This window comes from Thaumasiovibrio clandestinus, assembly GCF_047250365.1.
GTDB lineage: Bacteria > Pseudomonadota > Gammaproteobacteria > Enterobacterales > Vibrionaceae > Thaumasiovibrio.
In genome coordinates this window covers 86,179-102,270 of the sequence record NZ_JBLBVL010000008.1, presented here as the reverse complement: position 1 = coordinate 102,270, position 16,092 = coordinate 86,179, and the positions used below count along the sequence as shown (strand labels likewise).

General features: G+C 48.1%; 11 protein-coding genes. 3 read left to right on the top strand and 8 right to left on the bottom strand.

All coding sequences use genetic code 11. The annotated features are described in order from the left end of the window. Nucleotides 1-187 precede the first annotated feature (187 nt). From pepA to ACKLNH_RS12925, 3 genes are all read left to right on the top strand, one after another. Complete coding sequence (gene pepA / locus ACKLNH_RS12935; protein WP_413112676.1) at nt 188-1,696, top strand: leucyl aminopeptidase; 1,509 nt, start codon at nt 188-190, stop codon at nt 1,694-1,696. Nucleotides 1,697-1,827: 131 nt separating this feature from the next. Further along, on the top strand, nt 1,828-2,268 hold the full coding sequence (locus ACKLNH_RS12930; protein WP_413112675.1) for a DNA polymerase III subunit chi: 441 nt from the start codon (nt 1,828-1,830) through the stop codon (nt 2,266-2,268). Nucleotides 2,269-2,294: 26 nt separating this feature from the next. Beyond that, on the top strand, nt 2,295-5,168 hold the full coding sequence (locus ACKLNH_RS12925) for a valine--tRNA ligase (protein ID WP_413112674.1): 2,874 nt from the start codon (nt 2,295-2,297) through the stop codon (nt 5,166-5,168). Nucleotides 5,169-5,241: 73 nt separating this feature from the next. On the opposite strand, the gene tldD is transcribed toward ACKLNH_RS12925, so the two are convergent. Genes tldD through mreB form a run of 8 tightly spaced genes read right to left on the bottom strand, consistent with a single transcriptional unit; the run spans nt 5,242 to nt 15,880 of the window. Then, nucleotides 5,242-6,678 (bottom strand): metalloprotease TldD, encoded by a 1,437-nt coding sequence (gene tldD / locus ACKLNH_RS12920; RefSeq protein ID WP_413112700.1) that lies wholly within the window; start codon nt 6,676-6,678, stop codon nt 5,242-5,244. A 29-nt stretch (nt 6,679-6,707) separates the two neighbouring features. After that, on the bottom strand, nt 6,708-7,529 hold the full coding sequence (locus ACKLNH_RS12915; protein WP_413112673.1) for a carbon-nitrogen hydrolase family protein: 822 nt from the start codon (nt 7,527-7,529) through the stop codon (nt 6,708-6,710). A 15-nt stretch (nt 7,530-7,544) separates the two neighbouring features. After that, nucleotides 7,545-11,393, bottom strand: coding sequence for a YhdP family protein (locus ACKLNH_RS12910; RefSeq protein WP_462476585.1), 3,849 nt, complete (start codon nt 11,391-11,393; stop codon nt 7,545-7,547). Nucleotides 11,394-11,404: 11 nt separating this feature from the next. After that, nucleotides 11,405-12,874, bottom strand: coding sequence for a ribonuclease G (gene rng / locus ACKLNH_RS12905; protein WP_413112671.1), 1,470 nt, complete (start codon nt 12,872-12,874; stop codon nt 11,405-11,407). Nucleotides 12,875-12,886: 12 nt separating this feature from the next. Then, a complete protein-coding gene (locus ACKLNH_RS12900) occupies nt 12,887-13,456 on the bottom strand; it encodes a Maf family protein (RefSeq protein ID WP_413112670.1) in 570 nt (189 codons plus the stop codon). A gap of 28 nt (nt 13,457-13,484) precedes the next feature. Further along, nucleotides 13,485-13,967, bottom strand: coding sequence for a rod shape-determining protein MreD (mreD, locus tag ACKLNH_RS12895; RefSeq protein ID WP_413112669.1), 483 nt, complete (start codon nt 13,965-13,967; stop codon nt 13,485-13,487). Then, on the bottom strand, nt 13,964-14,806 hold the full coding sequence (mreC, locus tag ACKLNH_RS12890; RefSeq protein WP_413112668.1) for a rod shape-determining protein MreC: 843 nt from the start codon (nt 14,804-14,806) through the stop codon (nt 13,964-13,966). Before mreC ends, mreD begins: the two co-directional genes overlap by 4 nt. Before the next feature lie 30 nt (nt 14,807-14,836). Continuing rightward, the gene (gene mreB, locus ACKLNH_RS12885) at nt 14,837-15,880 is read right to left on the bottom strand and encodes a rod shape-determining protein MreB (protein ID WP_413112667.1); all 1,044 of its coding nucleotides are present in this window, start codon (nt 15,878-15,880) and stop codon (nt 14,837-14,839) included. Nucleotides 15,881-16,092 lie beyond the last annotated feature (212 nt).

Below are 16,092 nucleotides of genomic sequence, written 5' to 3'. Positions count from 1 at the left end.
CTAATCTGCCCTTAGAAAACTTGTTTTTTTGCTGGAATCGCTATAATTTCAGAATAAACCTGTTATTTTTTATCTTTAAGCTAACTGTTTGCTGGCCTAACCCTAACCTTAACGGAACGCATCCAACAAGTTAAGCCAGCCATTATCTAACATTTAGCATCAATTGTCTTTAGATGTAGGAGTACGCATGGAGTTCAGTGTAAAAAGTGGCAGCCCGGAAAAGCAACGCAGTGCCTGTATCGTCGTTGGCGTCTTTGAGCCTCGCCGCCTTTCCCCTGTAGCTGAGCAGCTCGACAAAATCAGTGATGGCTATATCAGTGCCCTACTCAGACGTGGCGATTTAGAAGGAAAAGCAGGCCAAATGCTGCTTTTACACCACGTTCCCAACATCTTATCTGAGCGTGTTCTCTTGGTCGGCTGCGGCAAAGAGCGTGAGCTCGATGAGCGCCAATTCAAACAAATCATCCAAAAGACCATTAGCACACTCAACGACACCGGCTCTATGGAGGCAGTCTGCTTCCTAACCGAACTGCACGTTAAAGGGCGCGATACCTACTGGAAAGTTCGACAAGCTGTCGAATCAACCAATGAGTCCCTGTATACCTTCGACCAATTCAAGAGCAACAAACCAGAAACGCGCCGTCCGCTACGTAAATTGGTCTTTAATGTACCGAGTCGTCGAGAGTTGTTGTTAGGTGAAAAAGCAATCCAACATGGGCTCGCGATTGCCTCTGGGGTAAAAGCTGCCCGAGATCTTGGCAATATGCCGCCTAACGTTGCAAATCCAGCCTACCTTGCCTCTCAAGCGCGTCGCCTCGCAGATGACTATAGCGCAATCACCACAAAAATCATCGGTGAAGAAGAGATGAAAGAACTGGGCATGACCAGCTACCTCGCGGTAGGTCAAGGCTCAAAAAATGAATCGATGCTCTCTGTTATCGAATATAAAGGCGCACCAGATAGCAACACCAAACCTATCGTGCTGGTTGGAAAGGGACTCACCTTTGACTCTGGTGGTATCTCGATTAAACCGGGTGCCAACATGGACGAAATGAAATACGACATGTGCGGTGCGGCTGGCGTCTTTGGTGCCATGCGTGCACTGGCTGACCTCAACCTGCCTATCAATGTCGTGGCACTGTTGGCAGGTTGTGAAAACATGCCTGATGGCAATAGCTACCGCCCAGGTGATATTCTTACCACCATGTCAGGTCAAACGGTTGAAGTGCTCAATACTGACGCTGAAGGACGTCTCGTTTTGTGTGATGCGCTAACCTATGCTGAACGTTTCGACCCTGAGTGCGTTATCGATGTCGCCACTTTAACCGGTGCTTGTGTCGTTGCATTAGGCAACCACTATACGGGTATGATTGCCAACCACAACCCTCTCGCCCACGAGCTCAGCAATGCCTCTGAGCAATCTGGAGACAGAGCATGGCGACTACCAATGACCGATGAGTACCAAGAGCAGATAGAAAGTCCGTTTGCCGATATGGCCAACCTCGGCTCGCCTGGGGCAGGTACCATTACTGCTGGTTGTTTCCTGTCGCGCTTTACCAAGAAGTATCACTGGGCACACCTCGATATTGCTGGTACCGCTTGGCGTTCTGGGAAAAATAAGAGCGCGACCGGGCGTCCTGTTCCCATGCTCATTCAGTTTATGCTAAACCGCGCTAGCCAAGATGGCGATGAGTAATATTCTCTTCATGGGTAATGTTGAGCCTTTCTCTTTAGTTAGGCTCGACATCCGCAAGTAATCACGATAAAAAGGGCTTTATGGCCCTTTTTTTGATAAAAGGTAAACGCACGCCCGGCTAAGGACATACCATGACCCATGCAACTTTTTACCTGATGGATGATAAACAACCATTATTTAAATTTGCATGTGATCTCGCCAGTCAATACTACCGACAGGGGCAACGCGTCTATATTCACACCGAAGACAAAGCAGCAGCTGAGCAGATTGATAATCTACTGTGGCAGCGAGAGCCTGACGGGTTTGTTCCACACAACTTATTAGGTGAAGGGCCAAGGCAAGGCGCGCCAGTAGAAATTGGCTGGGGTTACTTGCGCCACAGCGGACATCGTTCAATATTAATTAATCTGGCCAATAACGCTGCAAACTTTGCGGTAACCTTTGCACAAGTGGTAGACTTCGTCCCTTGCGATGAAAATCTCAAACAACTTGCGCGTGAACGGTATAAACAGTACCGACATGCTGGCATACAGTTACAGACACTGGCCGCGACACAAACATCCGATTCCTGATATTAAGCAGATCCATTAAGAGCGCTATGGAAAAGACATATAACCCACAATCAATTGAGCAGGCGCTATACCAGCGCTGGGAAGAGGCTGGATACTTTAAGCCTCATGGTGATACGACTAAAGATGCCTATAGCATCATGATCCCACCACCGAACGTCACAGGTAGCCTTCACATGGGCCACGCCTTCCAAGATACGATCATGGATACACTGATCCGTGCCCAGCGTATGAAAGGCAAAAATACCCTGTGGCAGGTCGGTACTGACCATGCAGGTATCGCTACTCAAATGGTCGTCGAGCGCAAAATTGCTGCTGAAGAAGGCAAGACCAAGCACGACTACGGCCGTGACGCCTTCATCGACAAAATCTGGGAATGGAAAGCAGAGTCCGGTGGCAACATCACCCAGCAACTGCGCCGCCTAGGTGCATCGGTTGACTGGGATCGTGAACGCTTCACCATGGATGACGGCCTATCGGCTGCGACTCAAGAAGTGTTTGTTCGCCTCTACGAAGAAGACCTTATCTATCGTGGCAAACGTCTTGTTAACTGGGATCCGAAACTGCACACCGCTATTTCGGATCTAGAAGTTGAAAACAAAGACAAGAAAGGCTTCATGTGGCACTTCCGCTACCCGTTAGCCAACGGTGTGAAAACCGCTGATGGTAAAGACTATATCGTGGTTGCGACGACGCGTCCAGAAACCATGCTGGGTGATACTGGTGTTGCGGTTAACCCTGAAGATCCACGTTATAAAGATCTTATCGGTAAAGAAATCCTGCTTCCAGTTGTCAACCGTCTTATCCCTATCGTAGGCGATGAGCACGCTGACATGGAAAAAGGCACAGGTTGTGTGAAAATCACCCCTGCTCACGACTTTAACGACTATGAAGTGGGTAAGCGTCACAGCCTACCAATGATCAACATCCTTACCTTCAATGCTGACATTCGTAATGCTGCTGAAGTGTTCACCACTAATGGTGAAGAGAGCGATATTTACTCAACTGAGCTTCCAGCCAAATACCAAGGTATGGAGCGTTTTGCCGCGCGTAAAGCCATCGTCGCTGAATTCGAAGAACTAGGTCTTCTAGACGAAATCAAAGATCACGACCTAACTGTCCCTTATGGCGACCGTGGTGGCGTGGTTATCGAACCGATGCTAACTGACCAATGGTATGTACGTACTGCGCCTCTAGCAGAGCCAGCCGTTAAAGCGGTTGAAGATGGTCAGATTCAGTTCGTACCTAAGCAGTATGAAAACATGTACTTCGCGTGGATGCGTGACGTACAAGACTGGTGTATTTCGCGTCAACTTTGGTGGGGTCACCGTATCCCAGCATGGTACGACAACGACGGTAAAGTCTATGTTGGTCGCAGCGAAGAAGAAGTGCGTGAGCAAAACAACCTTGCGCCAGTTGTTGTACTTAAGCAAGACGACGACGTTCTAGATACGTGGTTCTCTTCTGCACTTTGGACCTTCGGCACCCAAGGCTGGCCTGAAGATACTGAAGCGCTGAAAACCTTCCACCCATCAGAAGTACTGGTATCCGGTTTTGATATCATCTTCTTCTGGGTTGCGCGTATGATCATGATGACCATGCACTTCGTCAAAGACGAAGACGGCAAGCCACAAGTACCTTTCAAGACCGTTTACATGACGGGTCTTATCCGTGATGAAAACGGCGACAAGATGTCTAAGTCAAAAGGTAATGTCCTTGACCCAATCGATATGATTGACGGCATCGGCTTAGAAGCGTTGGTTGAAAAGCGTTGTGGCAACATGATGCAGCCTCAACTTGCTGCCAAGATCGAAAAGAATACCCGTAAAACGTTCGAAGACGGCATTGAACCTTACGGTACTGATGCCCTGCGTTTCACCCTTGCAGCTATGGCTTCAACGGGCCGTGACATCAACTGGGACATGAAGCGTCTTGAGGGTTACCGTAACTTCTGTAACAAGCTATGGAACGCTAGCCGTTACGTACTGATGAACACAGAAGAGCACGATTGTGGCATGTCTCTATCTGCAGCAGACCGTGCGAACATGGAATTCTCTCTAGCCGATAAGTGGATTGAATCTCAGTTTGAAGTGGCTGCGAAAGAGTTTAACGCTCACCTCGACAACTACCGTCTAGATATGGCGGCAAATACGCTTTATGAGTTCATCTGGAACCAGTTCTGTGACTGGTACCTAGAGCTAACTAAACCTGTGCTTTGGAAAGGCACTGAAGCGCAACAGCAAGCGACGCGTTATACGCTCATCACAGTTCTTGAGAAGACACTACGCCTTGCGCACCCAGTTCTTCCTTACATCACCGAATCTATCTGGCAGAGCGTTAAGCCGCTGATCGACGGCGTGGAAGGCGAGACGATTATGACGCAAGCACTTCCTCAGTTTAATGAAGACAACTTCAATGCTGAGATCGTTGACGATATCGAGTGGGTGAAGACCTTCATCACCGCTATCCGTAACCTACGCGCAGAATACGACATTGCCCCAAGCAAAGCGCTTGATGTGATGCTAAAAGCTGCTGATGCGAACGATGCAGCCCGCATTGAAGCTAACCGCACTGTACTACTCTCTCTAACTAAGCTAGAAGGGATTAAAGTTCTTGCGGCTGGTGAAGAGACGCCAGCTTGTGCCACCGCATTGGTCGGCAAATCTGAGCTGATGATCCCAATGGCAGGCCTGATTGACAAAGATGCAGAGTTGGCGCGTCTTGCTGGTGAAGTGAAGAAGACTCAAGGCGAAATCAAGCGTATCGAAGGCAAACTGGGCAACCAAGGTTTTGTGGCGAAAGCACCAGAAGCCGTCGTTGCCAAAGAGCGTGAAAAGCTAGATGGCTACAAAGAGACATTGATTAAGCTAGAAGAGCAGCAAGCAACCATCGCTGCACTGTAAATCAATAGGACTAAAAAAACCGCACCCAATCATGGTGCGGTTTTTTTTCGCTCAAGGTAAAAGTAAGCTGTGCTTACTCTGTACCACCGACAGTCATTGCGTCGAGTTTCAGTGTTGGTTGGCCGACCCCAACAGGAACCGACTGCCCTGCTTTACCGCAGACGCCAACCCCGCGGTCGATGGCTAAATCGTTACCCACCATTGAGACATGGTTCATCGCCTCAATACCACTTCCCACCAAGGTTGCCCCTTTTATTGGGTGTGTGATCTTACCATTCTCGATCATATAAGCTTCAGACGCAGAGAAAACAAATTTACCCGAGGTGATATCCACCTGACCGCCACCAAAATTCGGCGCATAGATGCCTTTTTCTACTGATGCAATGATCTCTTCTGGCGAGTGCTCGCCCGGCAGCATATAGGTATTGGTCATTCGCGGCATTGGCAGGTGCGCATACGACTCGCGACGTCCATTCCCCGTTGGCGCGACACCCATTAAACTGGCATTGTGCTTGTCCTGCATAAAGCCTTTCAATATGCCATTTTCAATAAGTACATTATATTGCGATGGCGTACCTTCATCATCCACGTTCAGTGAACCACGCAGCCCCGTTAATGTGCCATCATCAACAATGGTGCATAGCGGTGATGTCACCTGCTCGCCCATATGCCCGCTAAAGACTGATGAACCTTTACGGTTAAAATCGCCTTCTAATCCATGTCCTACCGCTTCATGCAACAGAACTCCTGGCCAACCTGCACCAAGAACAACTGGCATTGTCCCTGCCGGTGCTGCGACAGCATCCAAGTTGACCAATGCCATACGAATCGCTTCATCAGCATAATTTAGCGCCACCATCTGCCCATCTTCATCCGACAAGAAATAGTCATAACCAAATCGACCACCGCCTCCTGCACTGCCACGCTCTCGCTCACCGTTGCGCTCGACTAGCACTGAAACTGACAAACGGATCAGAGGGCGTACATCTGCAGCATACGTACCGTCCAAACCTGCCACCAAGATTTGCTCATACACAGCATTTAAGCTCGCACTCACTTCTTTGACCAAAGGTTCTTTACAGCGAATATAGGCATCGATCTGCTTTAATAGGTCAATTTTCTGTTGCTTATCAAAACTCTGCAATGGGTTGAGATCTGGGTAGATCTCTTTATAGCTAACCGGTGCTAAGCTAACTTGGGTCTTTTGGCTTTGTCCCGCCTTGGCAATGCCGCGAGCGGCTATCGCACTCTGGGTTAGCGCGTTGACAGTGAGTTGATCCGCATAAGCAAAACCAGTTTTTTCACCAGAAACAGCGCGTACCCCAACGCCACGATCAATGTTGAAAGAGCCATCTTTAATGATGCTGTCTTCCAGTACCAAAGATTCATGCCAGCATGATTGAAAGTAGATATCAGCATACTCAATATCACGTGTAGCCATCATCTCCAGCGTTAGCTGCAGTTGCTGACGATTAATGTCACTTTCCGCCAATAGGGTCTGCTCAACCATTTCCAGATTCATTTATCGTTCTCTTGTGTTCATTTTTTAATGGCAGCGTGATAGCGACGGTGTTGTGCCACTGGCATCTGCTGCCGAATATGTTGGGTCTGTTGATGGTTAATCTCTGCCACCAATTCGCCCTCCTCCTCACCAAGCGACGCAACAACGTCCCCCCAAGGATTAATAATCATTGAATGCCCATAGGTTTCACGGCCATGGCTATGCTGGCCACACTGCGCTGCCGCAACAATCCAGCACTGAAACTCAATCGCTCGTGCTCGAAGCAGCACTTCCCAGTGCGCTTCACCTGTTGGGCGGGTAAATGCCGCAGGAACAAGGATCACGTTTGCCCCTAATTGCGCTAACGCCTCAAACTGACCACTAAAACGCAAATCATAACAAATCGTTAAGCCCAGCTTTCCTACCGTCGACTCCACCACCACGGCAGAAGACCCCGATTGATAAATTGCCGACTCTCGGTAAGTATGGTGTGCATCGTCAATTTGCACATCAAAAAGGTGCATTTTAGCGTACGACGCGTTTAAGTTTCCGTTCGCATCATAAACCAAGCACGTAGTTTGATAGCCTTCAGAAGCGGTTTGGATCGGAAACGATCCCACGACCAATCCAATATGATAACGTTGACACAGTCGACTCAAGTGGCGTTGGATAGGCCCAGCCGTCAGCGGTTCTGCAATTTGACGCACTTGCTCTGGTGAGCCAAACAGCAAACAGTTTTCAGGGCTGATAGCCAGCGATACACCTTGCTTAGCCAGACTATCCAACGCCTTTTCCAGCTTGGTGAGGTTTTGTTTCAACTCTTCACCACTGTTCATTTGAATCACACCAATCTGGCTCACCGGCCTCTCCTTTTGCTACTCTTCCTCTAACGATTTTAGTCGGATTTCACCGGTACTACGTGATCGCTCACGCACAACAGGTTCATCAATCGGCCCTTCAATCTGATAACTGACCTGAGTAAAGACATCAATCACTGGGGAGAGGATCGTCGAGACCGCAAACACCAACAATGCCGATTGCGGTGCCACCGCAAATGCCGTTAAGGTTGGCAAGCCTGAGGTGAAATCTGGCGTAAAGCGCACATTCGCATCAACCCACTCGTTGACCAGATCAGCTTCGCCTGCAATTTTCAAATCTCCGGCTAGGGTTTCCATTTCGATATTATTACTGCTAAAAATGCCGTTTTCTAAACGCCCTGAGCCCACCAAATAGTTAAACGGCAATCCATCATCAAACACGCCACTAAAATCTAACTGCATCTTACGCAATATAGACTCTAGGCTAAACATACCCAACAAACGTCCGGCTCCACCCACTTGGGCGATGGTTCCTTTACCCATGCGGGTACGGATCTCTCCATTCATCGACTCGCGATGAACTTGCCATGGCGCACCTTGCCATTCAATCGCACCATAGGTATTCATGGACGCATTTTCTAATCCACCAGAAATACTAAAACGCCCCATTAAGTCTGAGCTATTTGCCGCATCCAGTTCAACAATAAATTGCGATTCACTGCTATCACCACGAACGATCCAATGTCCATCCATGCTGACGTACGTATCTCCAGACTCGATCTCAAACTGTTGTAGTAGCAAGGTATTGTGCTCCTTGCGCAAGTGACCACTCACTTCACCCAAGCGAAAGCCCTGCAGCCATGCAGTTTGAATCGCCAAGTCGATTTCTGGAATATAACGCATCAACGTCTGTTCAAATGCACCGACTTTCGGTGGTACCGGATTAGCCTCATACGGTTGTGAGTGATCCACTTCATTCAATGCTGCAAAGTGCAGGTAAGCCTCTTGCAAATCAACATTCACGGGCTGATCTTCTGGCCATGTTACGCTTCCATTTACTTCACGGCTATTAATCAGCGCATGCCAACTCTCTGGATGACGCCTTAAAGCCAGTGACAACTCATGCCAGTCCATGGTGGCCAACTTAAGTAGCTCAACTTCCGCGTTTACTCGTGTGGGTAATGGGATCAAGTGATTTGCTCGCGTGGGAGAGTCACTCGCTTGTTGTTCTGGTATCAACTGAATCCAACGATCTAGATCGAATTGCTCAGCGCGTAAGGTCACAGCATGTTGTTGTGGTGAGAGCTTACGCCACTGAGTATCACCAATCCCTAAATAGCTAGCTGTTACGTAAGGCGTATCGTCCAAGGCCATGCTTAAAGCTAATCGAATATCTTCAACGCTACCGCGGGCGCTTAACTGCTCAGTACCACCTGTGATAGAAATATCTAACGGGCGATGTTCAACATTTGACCAATCTAAAGGATACGGCAAAGAGGAGTTAAGCGCATTAAGCTCACCGTGCAACGCTATTTGATAGTTCACCTCGTCATCGACCTCAACCACCAATTGCCCCCGCCAAGGGAACACCCCCTGTATCTCAGCCAATGGGGAGAAATCAAATTGCTCGGCAATCTCAGAAACCGACCAATCTCCCGAGAGATCGACCTCAACACGGTAATCATCTACCGACGAGGAGTAGCCTTCTAAAGAGACGCTGACAGGTTGCGCATAGAGCTGCCCCTGTAGTTCATCGGCTCGAATGTCGGTGCCGTCATAGCGTAACCGCCCAGCAATATTCGTTAGTAATAGCTCAGGCGCTGTTAGCTGCAGGCTATTGTTATCAAATAAGACATCACCACGAACCTCAACATCGCGATCGTCAAAAGGAATGCTTAATGCTAACTGCCCAGTAACGGGGCCTGATGGCTGCAAATAATCGAGCGCGGCTCCAACCGAAGTGTTTAGTGGTGAGGCTGCCATATAATGCCGCACCTCTGCCCCTGTCGAGGCGAGGTTCATTGATATATCTAGATGCCCGTTACCAGCCAGTGAAGGAATAACGCCCTTGATCTGACTCGCCTTTGCCCCCAATGTCTGTGCATTTTCGGCGTTGATATACATCGATGCGTTCTCAAATAGCAGATGAACATCGGCATTATCGAGACCAGGCCAACCTGAATAAAAGTCATACATGGCATTTTCTAAGGTTAAATCAACCTGGAAAATACCACGATGGTTCGTATACGGAAAATCTTGTAGAGCCCCGTACCATAGGAGCTGTGCTCCTTGTGCCTGACCGCCTTGAACCGCCCCGGATAGGTACTGAGTCAAGCCCTCCCCCAACGCCAATGATGGTAAATAGCGCCATGTTTGAGCAGCATCAATAACATCCACCTCACCATAATAGGCTAGCCAAGCCGGTTGATCGGTGGGGAAATCCAAGCGAAACTCACCATTAACATTAAGATGCGGCGTGGCCAACGTTAGCGCATCACTCCACAAACGCCAGCCTAGCTCATTAACCTGCCAGTGCAGTGCTATCTGACTATCGTCAATCACGAGCGGTGCCTGAAACACCTCGCCATAGGGCAAAATATCATCTGTCAGTGACAGATAAGCAGAACCTGCCCCGTTACTTCCACGCACGTCAATATTTAACTTGTTGATGCCTGGTAATAAAGCCCATTGCTGCAGTGCTAGGTTTTCTACGCGCGCCGAATAGCTGAGCCCTTGTGTTTGATCCCAACCAATTCGTACGTCATTGACTATACCACCAGGACGCAGTGCATCAAGATAAGGCTGTGCTGAAGGAAAAAGTGGATACAAAGGCGTGAGTGCGGCCAGCTCAACCGTTGCTAGGTTGATGTCCCAGCCTTGGGTATGCATCCTGCCACGAAAAGCAAGATCTGGCCACTCAATGCCATTCGCTGACACCACCAATTGCTGCGTATCAAACAACCAACCATCGGACGCTGGCGTTAAGGAGAGAATACCACTCGTTACCGCGAGTTGCTGTGTGTTCCCTTCGTCCAGCCACGTCAGTTGACTTGGCTCAATCACCCACTGCGCCTGCTTGAGCGTCCCCCGCTCGATCTCAATCCAGTTCTGAAAACTAATATCGCTATCCTGTAAGGCGATATGCTCACGAACCGAGTCAGTTAACCAATGTGCCACCGACACATTGGAGGCCTCAATATAAAACAGGCCAGAGAAAGCAAAACCGACCATAGGCTTACGAAGGTTGGCACGAATCGCGACTTGAGTTTCTGGGGCATCAGCCAAACTCATCTGCCCTTGCGCCAAATGTGTGCCAGACTGATTAACCCATTTCAGCTCAGGTATAAACAAATGCTGCTTTTCTCCGGACGGTGTCCAGATAGCAATATTGGCGTCAAAGATGTTGAACTGTTCCAACTGCACAAAAAACAGTTGCTCAAGCTGATATTGAATATTTTCTCGTTGCGGAGAGAGCGCTGGACCATCGTTGAGGGCCTTCTGGCGCCGGTATTCAGGATCAAGCTCGGCAATTTTAGTGAAATCGAGATCAATACCGCGCAGATTAATATCAGAGAAGACCGGTTTAAAACGCAACAGAGAGCGCCATAAATCCAATTTTAAATCAATATCATGCAGAGATAGTAGCGCATCATTTTGCCCCGGTTGGGTAATCGTGAGCTGTTTAAGGGAAAGATCAGGGCCAGACATTGTCCATACCCCTTCAATCTCACCAATATCAATATAAACTTCACTTTGCCGAGATGCCCACAAACTGATCGGCTCGCGGAATTGATTTAATTGAGGCAACAAAAAGCGTAACGTGGTGACGAGAATCGCCACCACGACAAAGAACGTTAGCAGCGCCCACATTGTAGCGCGAGCTATGCGTACCGAATAAGAAACCAAACTAACCCCAATTACATCATGACAACGTCAAACTGCTCTTGGCTATACAGCGGTTCAGCGGATATCTTAACTTGTTTACCAATAAAGACCTCAAGCTCAGCTAAAGCGTGATACTCGTCATCTGACAAGGCTTCAGCCACAGCGGGAGAAGCATAGACAAGGAATTTGTCAGCATCGTAAGCGCGGTTAACACGAGTAATTTCGCGTAAAACTTCATAACAAACACTTTCAACTGTTTTGGTCGTTCCTCGTCCATTACAAGTTGGACAGACCCCACACAACACATGCTCGATACTCTCTCGCGTGCGCTTACGGGTCATTTCCACCAAACCGAGCTGAGTAAAGCCATTGATGTTGGTTTTCACGCGATCATGTGACAACGCATTTTCCAATGCCGTTAATACGCGACGCTGATGCTCTTCAGAGATCATATCGATAAAGTCGATAATGATAATCCCACCCAAGTTACGCAAGCGCAATTGTCTAGCAATCGCTTTCGTCGCTTCAATGTTAGTATTAAAAATGGTTTCTTCTAAATTCCGCCGCCCAACAAAGGCACCGGTATTAATATCCACCGTGGTCATCGCCTCGGTTTGATCAAAAATCAGATAACCACCAGATTTCAATTCAACCTTTCGCTCCAACGAACGGTGCAGCTCATTCTCGGTATCATAAAGATCAAAAATAGGCTGCTCACCACTGTAATAGTGCAGTTTCGGCGTCAATTCCGGCACAAATTCTTGGGTAAAATCTTTTAACTGTTCAAAAGCCAAACGTGAATCAACCACGATTTGATCTAATTCGGTACCCACAAAGTCACGCAATATTCGTTGCGCCACACCCAATTCGCCATACAGCATCGATTTTGGCTTATATTTAACGCGCCGTTCTAGTACCTTACGCCACAGGTGCTTCAAGAATACTGCATCGTGCGCCAACTCTTGATCCTTGGCCCCTTCCGATGCGGTACGAATAATAAAGCCACCAAGATCATCGCACTGCTCGCCAATAATTTTTTTCAGGCGGTTACGCTCTGTTTCAGATTCAATGCGCTGTGATACACCGACATGGCTTGCGCCTGGCATAAAGACTAAGTAACGAGATGGTAGCGTAATGTCAGTCGTAAGACGGGCACCTTTGGTACCGAGCGGGTCTTTTACCACTTGCACCACCAGATCTTGTCCCTGACGAACCAACTCAGAAATATCTTTAACCTGGAACTGTTGTTTTTCATTCTCTGCGACGCACTCAGTATGTGGTACGATATCAGAGGCATGCAAAAAGGCCGCTTTATCCAATCCAATATCAACAAAAGCAGCTTGCATTCCTGGTAACACCCGGCTCACTCGGCCTTTATAAATGTTACCCACGATACCGCGCTTTCCTTCCCGCTCGATATGTATTTCCTGCAGATTGCCATTTTCTATCATGGCAACCCTAGTCTCACTCGGAGTAACGTTGATCAGCAGTTCAGTACTCATCGTAACCTCAACTTATGCGCAAAATTGTTGTAATAATTTTTCCGTTTCATAAAGTGGTAGGCCAACCACAGCAAAATAGCTGCCTTCTATTCGGCTGACGAAACAACCACCCTGTCCCTGTATTCCGTAGCTACCCGCTTTGTCCTGCGGTTCACCGCTGGCCCAATAGGCGGCGATCTCTGCATCAGTCAATGGCCGAAACCAAACTTGTGTGGTCACTAAGCAAGTTCTGTGCTTTTTGTTATCTGCTAGTGTCACGGCGGTCATCACTTGATGCTGCCGACCAGAGAGCATACGCAACATGGCAAGAGAGTCTTGATAATCTCTGGGCTTTTCTAAAATAACGCCATCGACAACAACAATGGTATCGGCCCCCAAAACAGGTCGAGAACCATCAGACATCATCACGCCGGCGCTTGCTTTATCTAACGACAAACGCTGCACATAGTGTGCAGCGCTTTCTTGGGGAGACCGTTGTTCTTCTACGTCGACTTTAATGACGTCAAAGTCAACGCCTAACTGACCTAGCAATTCCTTGCGGCGAGGCGACGCGGAGGCCAAAAATAATCTTATGTTTAACAACGTTCACCTCTATTGAAATATCATTGGCTTACTTGACTGAGAATTGACGACGCACCCGTCTCAATAATAAAAATAACCATGGCCAAAGTAAAAAGTTTAACAGAACTCCCCACAACTGGCGTAGATCAAACACCACTGGAGCCATCAAATATTCAGCCCAGAACTCAATCAACTTACCGGCTAACGAGATCGACGCGATAATCAGCGCTTGTTGCCAAAGCGACAAGTTGCGTAAGACCTGAAAATTAAGCGCCACAATATAGCACAATATGGACATCATCATGCCACGCACCCCTAAGGTAGAGCCTAACATCAGATCCCAAATCAAGCCTAGCGCCAGCGCGGTGCCGACATTAACAATATGCGGTAAGGCTAGCACCCAGTAACAAGCGACAAGCAATATCCAGGTTGGCCGGAAAAAAGCCAGTTCACCAGGCCACGGGGCAACCTGTAATAACATTGCTATCGTGAAAGAGATCCAAATGACCAATCGACCACTGGCAATATTCATTCTAGGCCTCCGTGCTCTTCATCCGTTGGCCATACCAACAGAAGGTAGCGTAAGCGGTCAAACTGTACCGCTGGGCGCACTTTAATTTCAGCAAAAGGTCGCTGGTTATCAAAAGAAAAGTCAGTAACATAGCCAACTGGATACCCTTCAGGGAAGCGTTCACCTAATCCCGATGTTACCAGCAAATCACCCACTTCAATATCGGTATTGCTTGGCACATTCTCAAGTTGGATCTGATTAGGCGCACCAGTTCCGGTTGCAATGACCCGAATGTCGTTTCTTACCACCTGAACCGGAATGCCATGGCTGGCATCAATCAATAACATCACTTGGCTATTATGTGCACCAACATGAATCACCTGGCCAACAATACCACGGTCGTTAATAACTGGCTGGCCTTCATAAACACCATCAACCCGTCCTTTATCGATCATCACTTGATGCGTATAAGGATCCGAATCTATCGCCATTACTGATGCGACCATTTTACGCTCATCACGCATAAATGGAGAGCCAAGAAGTTCACGTAAGCGTTGATTTTCTTGTGTTAACTGATCGAACAGCAACATGTTGCTTTTCAGTACCAATATCTCGCGACGAAGCGCCTCATTTTCTGCCAGAATCTGCGCACGAGAACCAACGCTAGAAGTCACCCCACCTAGCATTTCCCGTGGCATATTTGCCAAATACTGCAAAGGTGCAACAGCACTATTAAGAAGGTATCTTACATTTGCGAAGGCATCGAGACGGCTATCGGCCAGCATAAGGCTGGCCGATAGAAAAATGGCAAAAAACAGGCGTAACTGCAGGGATGGCCCCCTGCCAAACATAGGCTTCATAACAAACCATTACCTGCTATTGTATAGCAATCACTCTTCACTAAAGAGGTCGCCACCGTGCATATCAATCATTTCTAATGCTTTACCACCCCCACGTGCCACACATGTCAATGGGTCTTCAGCAACAACCACTGGAATTCCAGTCTCTTCGGTTAGTAAACGATCCAGATCGCGCAACAACGCACCACCGCCCGTCAATACCATGCCACGTTCTGAGATGTCAGATGCTAGCTCAGGTGGACACTGCTCTAGTGCAACCATTACCGCAGACACAATACCCGTTAGTGGTTCTTGTAACGCTTCTAGAATTTCGTTCGAATTAAGCGTAAAGCTACGTGGCACACCTTCAGCAAGGTTGCGACCGCGAACTTCAATTTCACGCACATCATCACCAGGGTAAGCGCTACCAATTTCTTGTTTAATACGCTCTGCCGTTGCTTCACCAATCAAACTGCCGTAGTTACGACGAACATAGTTAATGATCGCTTCATCAAAGCGGTCACCGCCAATGCGTACCGACGAAGAGTAAACCACACCATTCAATGAAATCACCGCCACTTCAGTAGTACCACCACCGATATCGATCACCATTGAACCAGTTGCCTCTGATACTGGCATACCAGCACCAATTGCTGCCGCCATTGGCTCATCGATCAAATACACTTCGCGCGCACCAGCACCTTCTGCTGATTCACGGATAGCACGACGCTCAACTTGAGTAGAGCCGCATGGCACACACACCAATACACGCGGACTTGGGCGCAAGAAACCATTGTCATGCACTTGTTTAATAAAGTGTTGCAGCATTTTTTCGGTAACAAAAAAGTCAGCAATTACGCCATCTTTCATTGGGCGGATAGCAGCAATATTGCCTGGCGTACGACCCAGCATTTGCTTTGCTTCATGGCCTACTGCAGCCACACTTTTGGGAGATCCTGCGCGATCCTGACGAATCGCAACAACCGAAGGTTCGTCTAGAACAATGCCCTGATCTTTTACGTAAATAAGGGTATTGGCGGTACCCAAGTCAATAGACAGATCGTTTGAAAACATGCCACGAAGTTTTTTAAACATAATCTTCGGTTATTTCCTGCAAACTTATAAAAATCGGTAAATTGCGCTAAATGTATCAACCGACAGAGGTCTCGGCAAGCTAGCATCGCTTAAACCTGACGATTAATTCGGTTTTTTCATAAAGCGCGGCGTTTGCCACCAGTTATCACTGGCAACAAATAAAAACTATTGCGTATTAAGGGTTGGTGTGCCGTTAGCACCCCATGCTCTGA

What these genes read in the sequence shown, in the direction of transcription:
- ACKLNH_RS12925 (WP_413112674.1), top strand. Translation starts at nt 2,295, where the DNA reads ATGGAAAAGACATATAACCCACAATCAATTGAGCAGGCGCTATACCAG.
- tldD (WP_413112700.1), bottom strand. Translation starts at nt 6,678, where the DNA reads ATGGTTGAGCAGACCCTATTGGCGGAAAGTGACATTAATCGTCAGCAA.
- mreB (WP_413112667.1), bottom strand. Translation starts at nt 15,880, where the DNA reads ATGTTTAAAAAACTTCGTGGCATGTTTTCAAACGATCTGTCTATTGAC.
- mreC (WP_413112668.1), bottom strand. Translation starts at nt 14,806, where the DNA reads ATGAAGCCTATGTTTGGCAGGGGGCCATCCCTGCAGTTACGCCTGTTT.
- ACKLNH_RS12930 (WP_413112675.1), top strand. Translation starts at nt 1,828, where the DNA reads ATGACCCATGCAACTTTTTACCTGATGGATGATAAACAACCATTATTT.
- pepA (WP_413112676.1), top strand. Translation starts at nt 188, where the DNA reads ATGGAGTTCAGTGTAAAAAGTGGCAGCCCGGAAAAGCAACGCAGTGCC.
- rng (WP_413112671.1), bottom strand. Translation starts at nt 12,874, where the DNA reads ATGAGTACTGAACTGCTGATCAACGTTACTCCGAGTGAGACTAGGGTT.
- mreD (WP_413112669.1), bottom strand. Translation starts at nt 13,967, where the DNA reads ATGAATATTGCCAGTGGTCGATTGGTCATTTGGATCTCTTTCACGATA.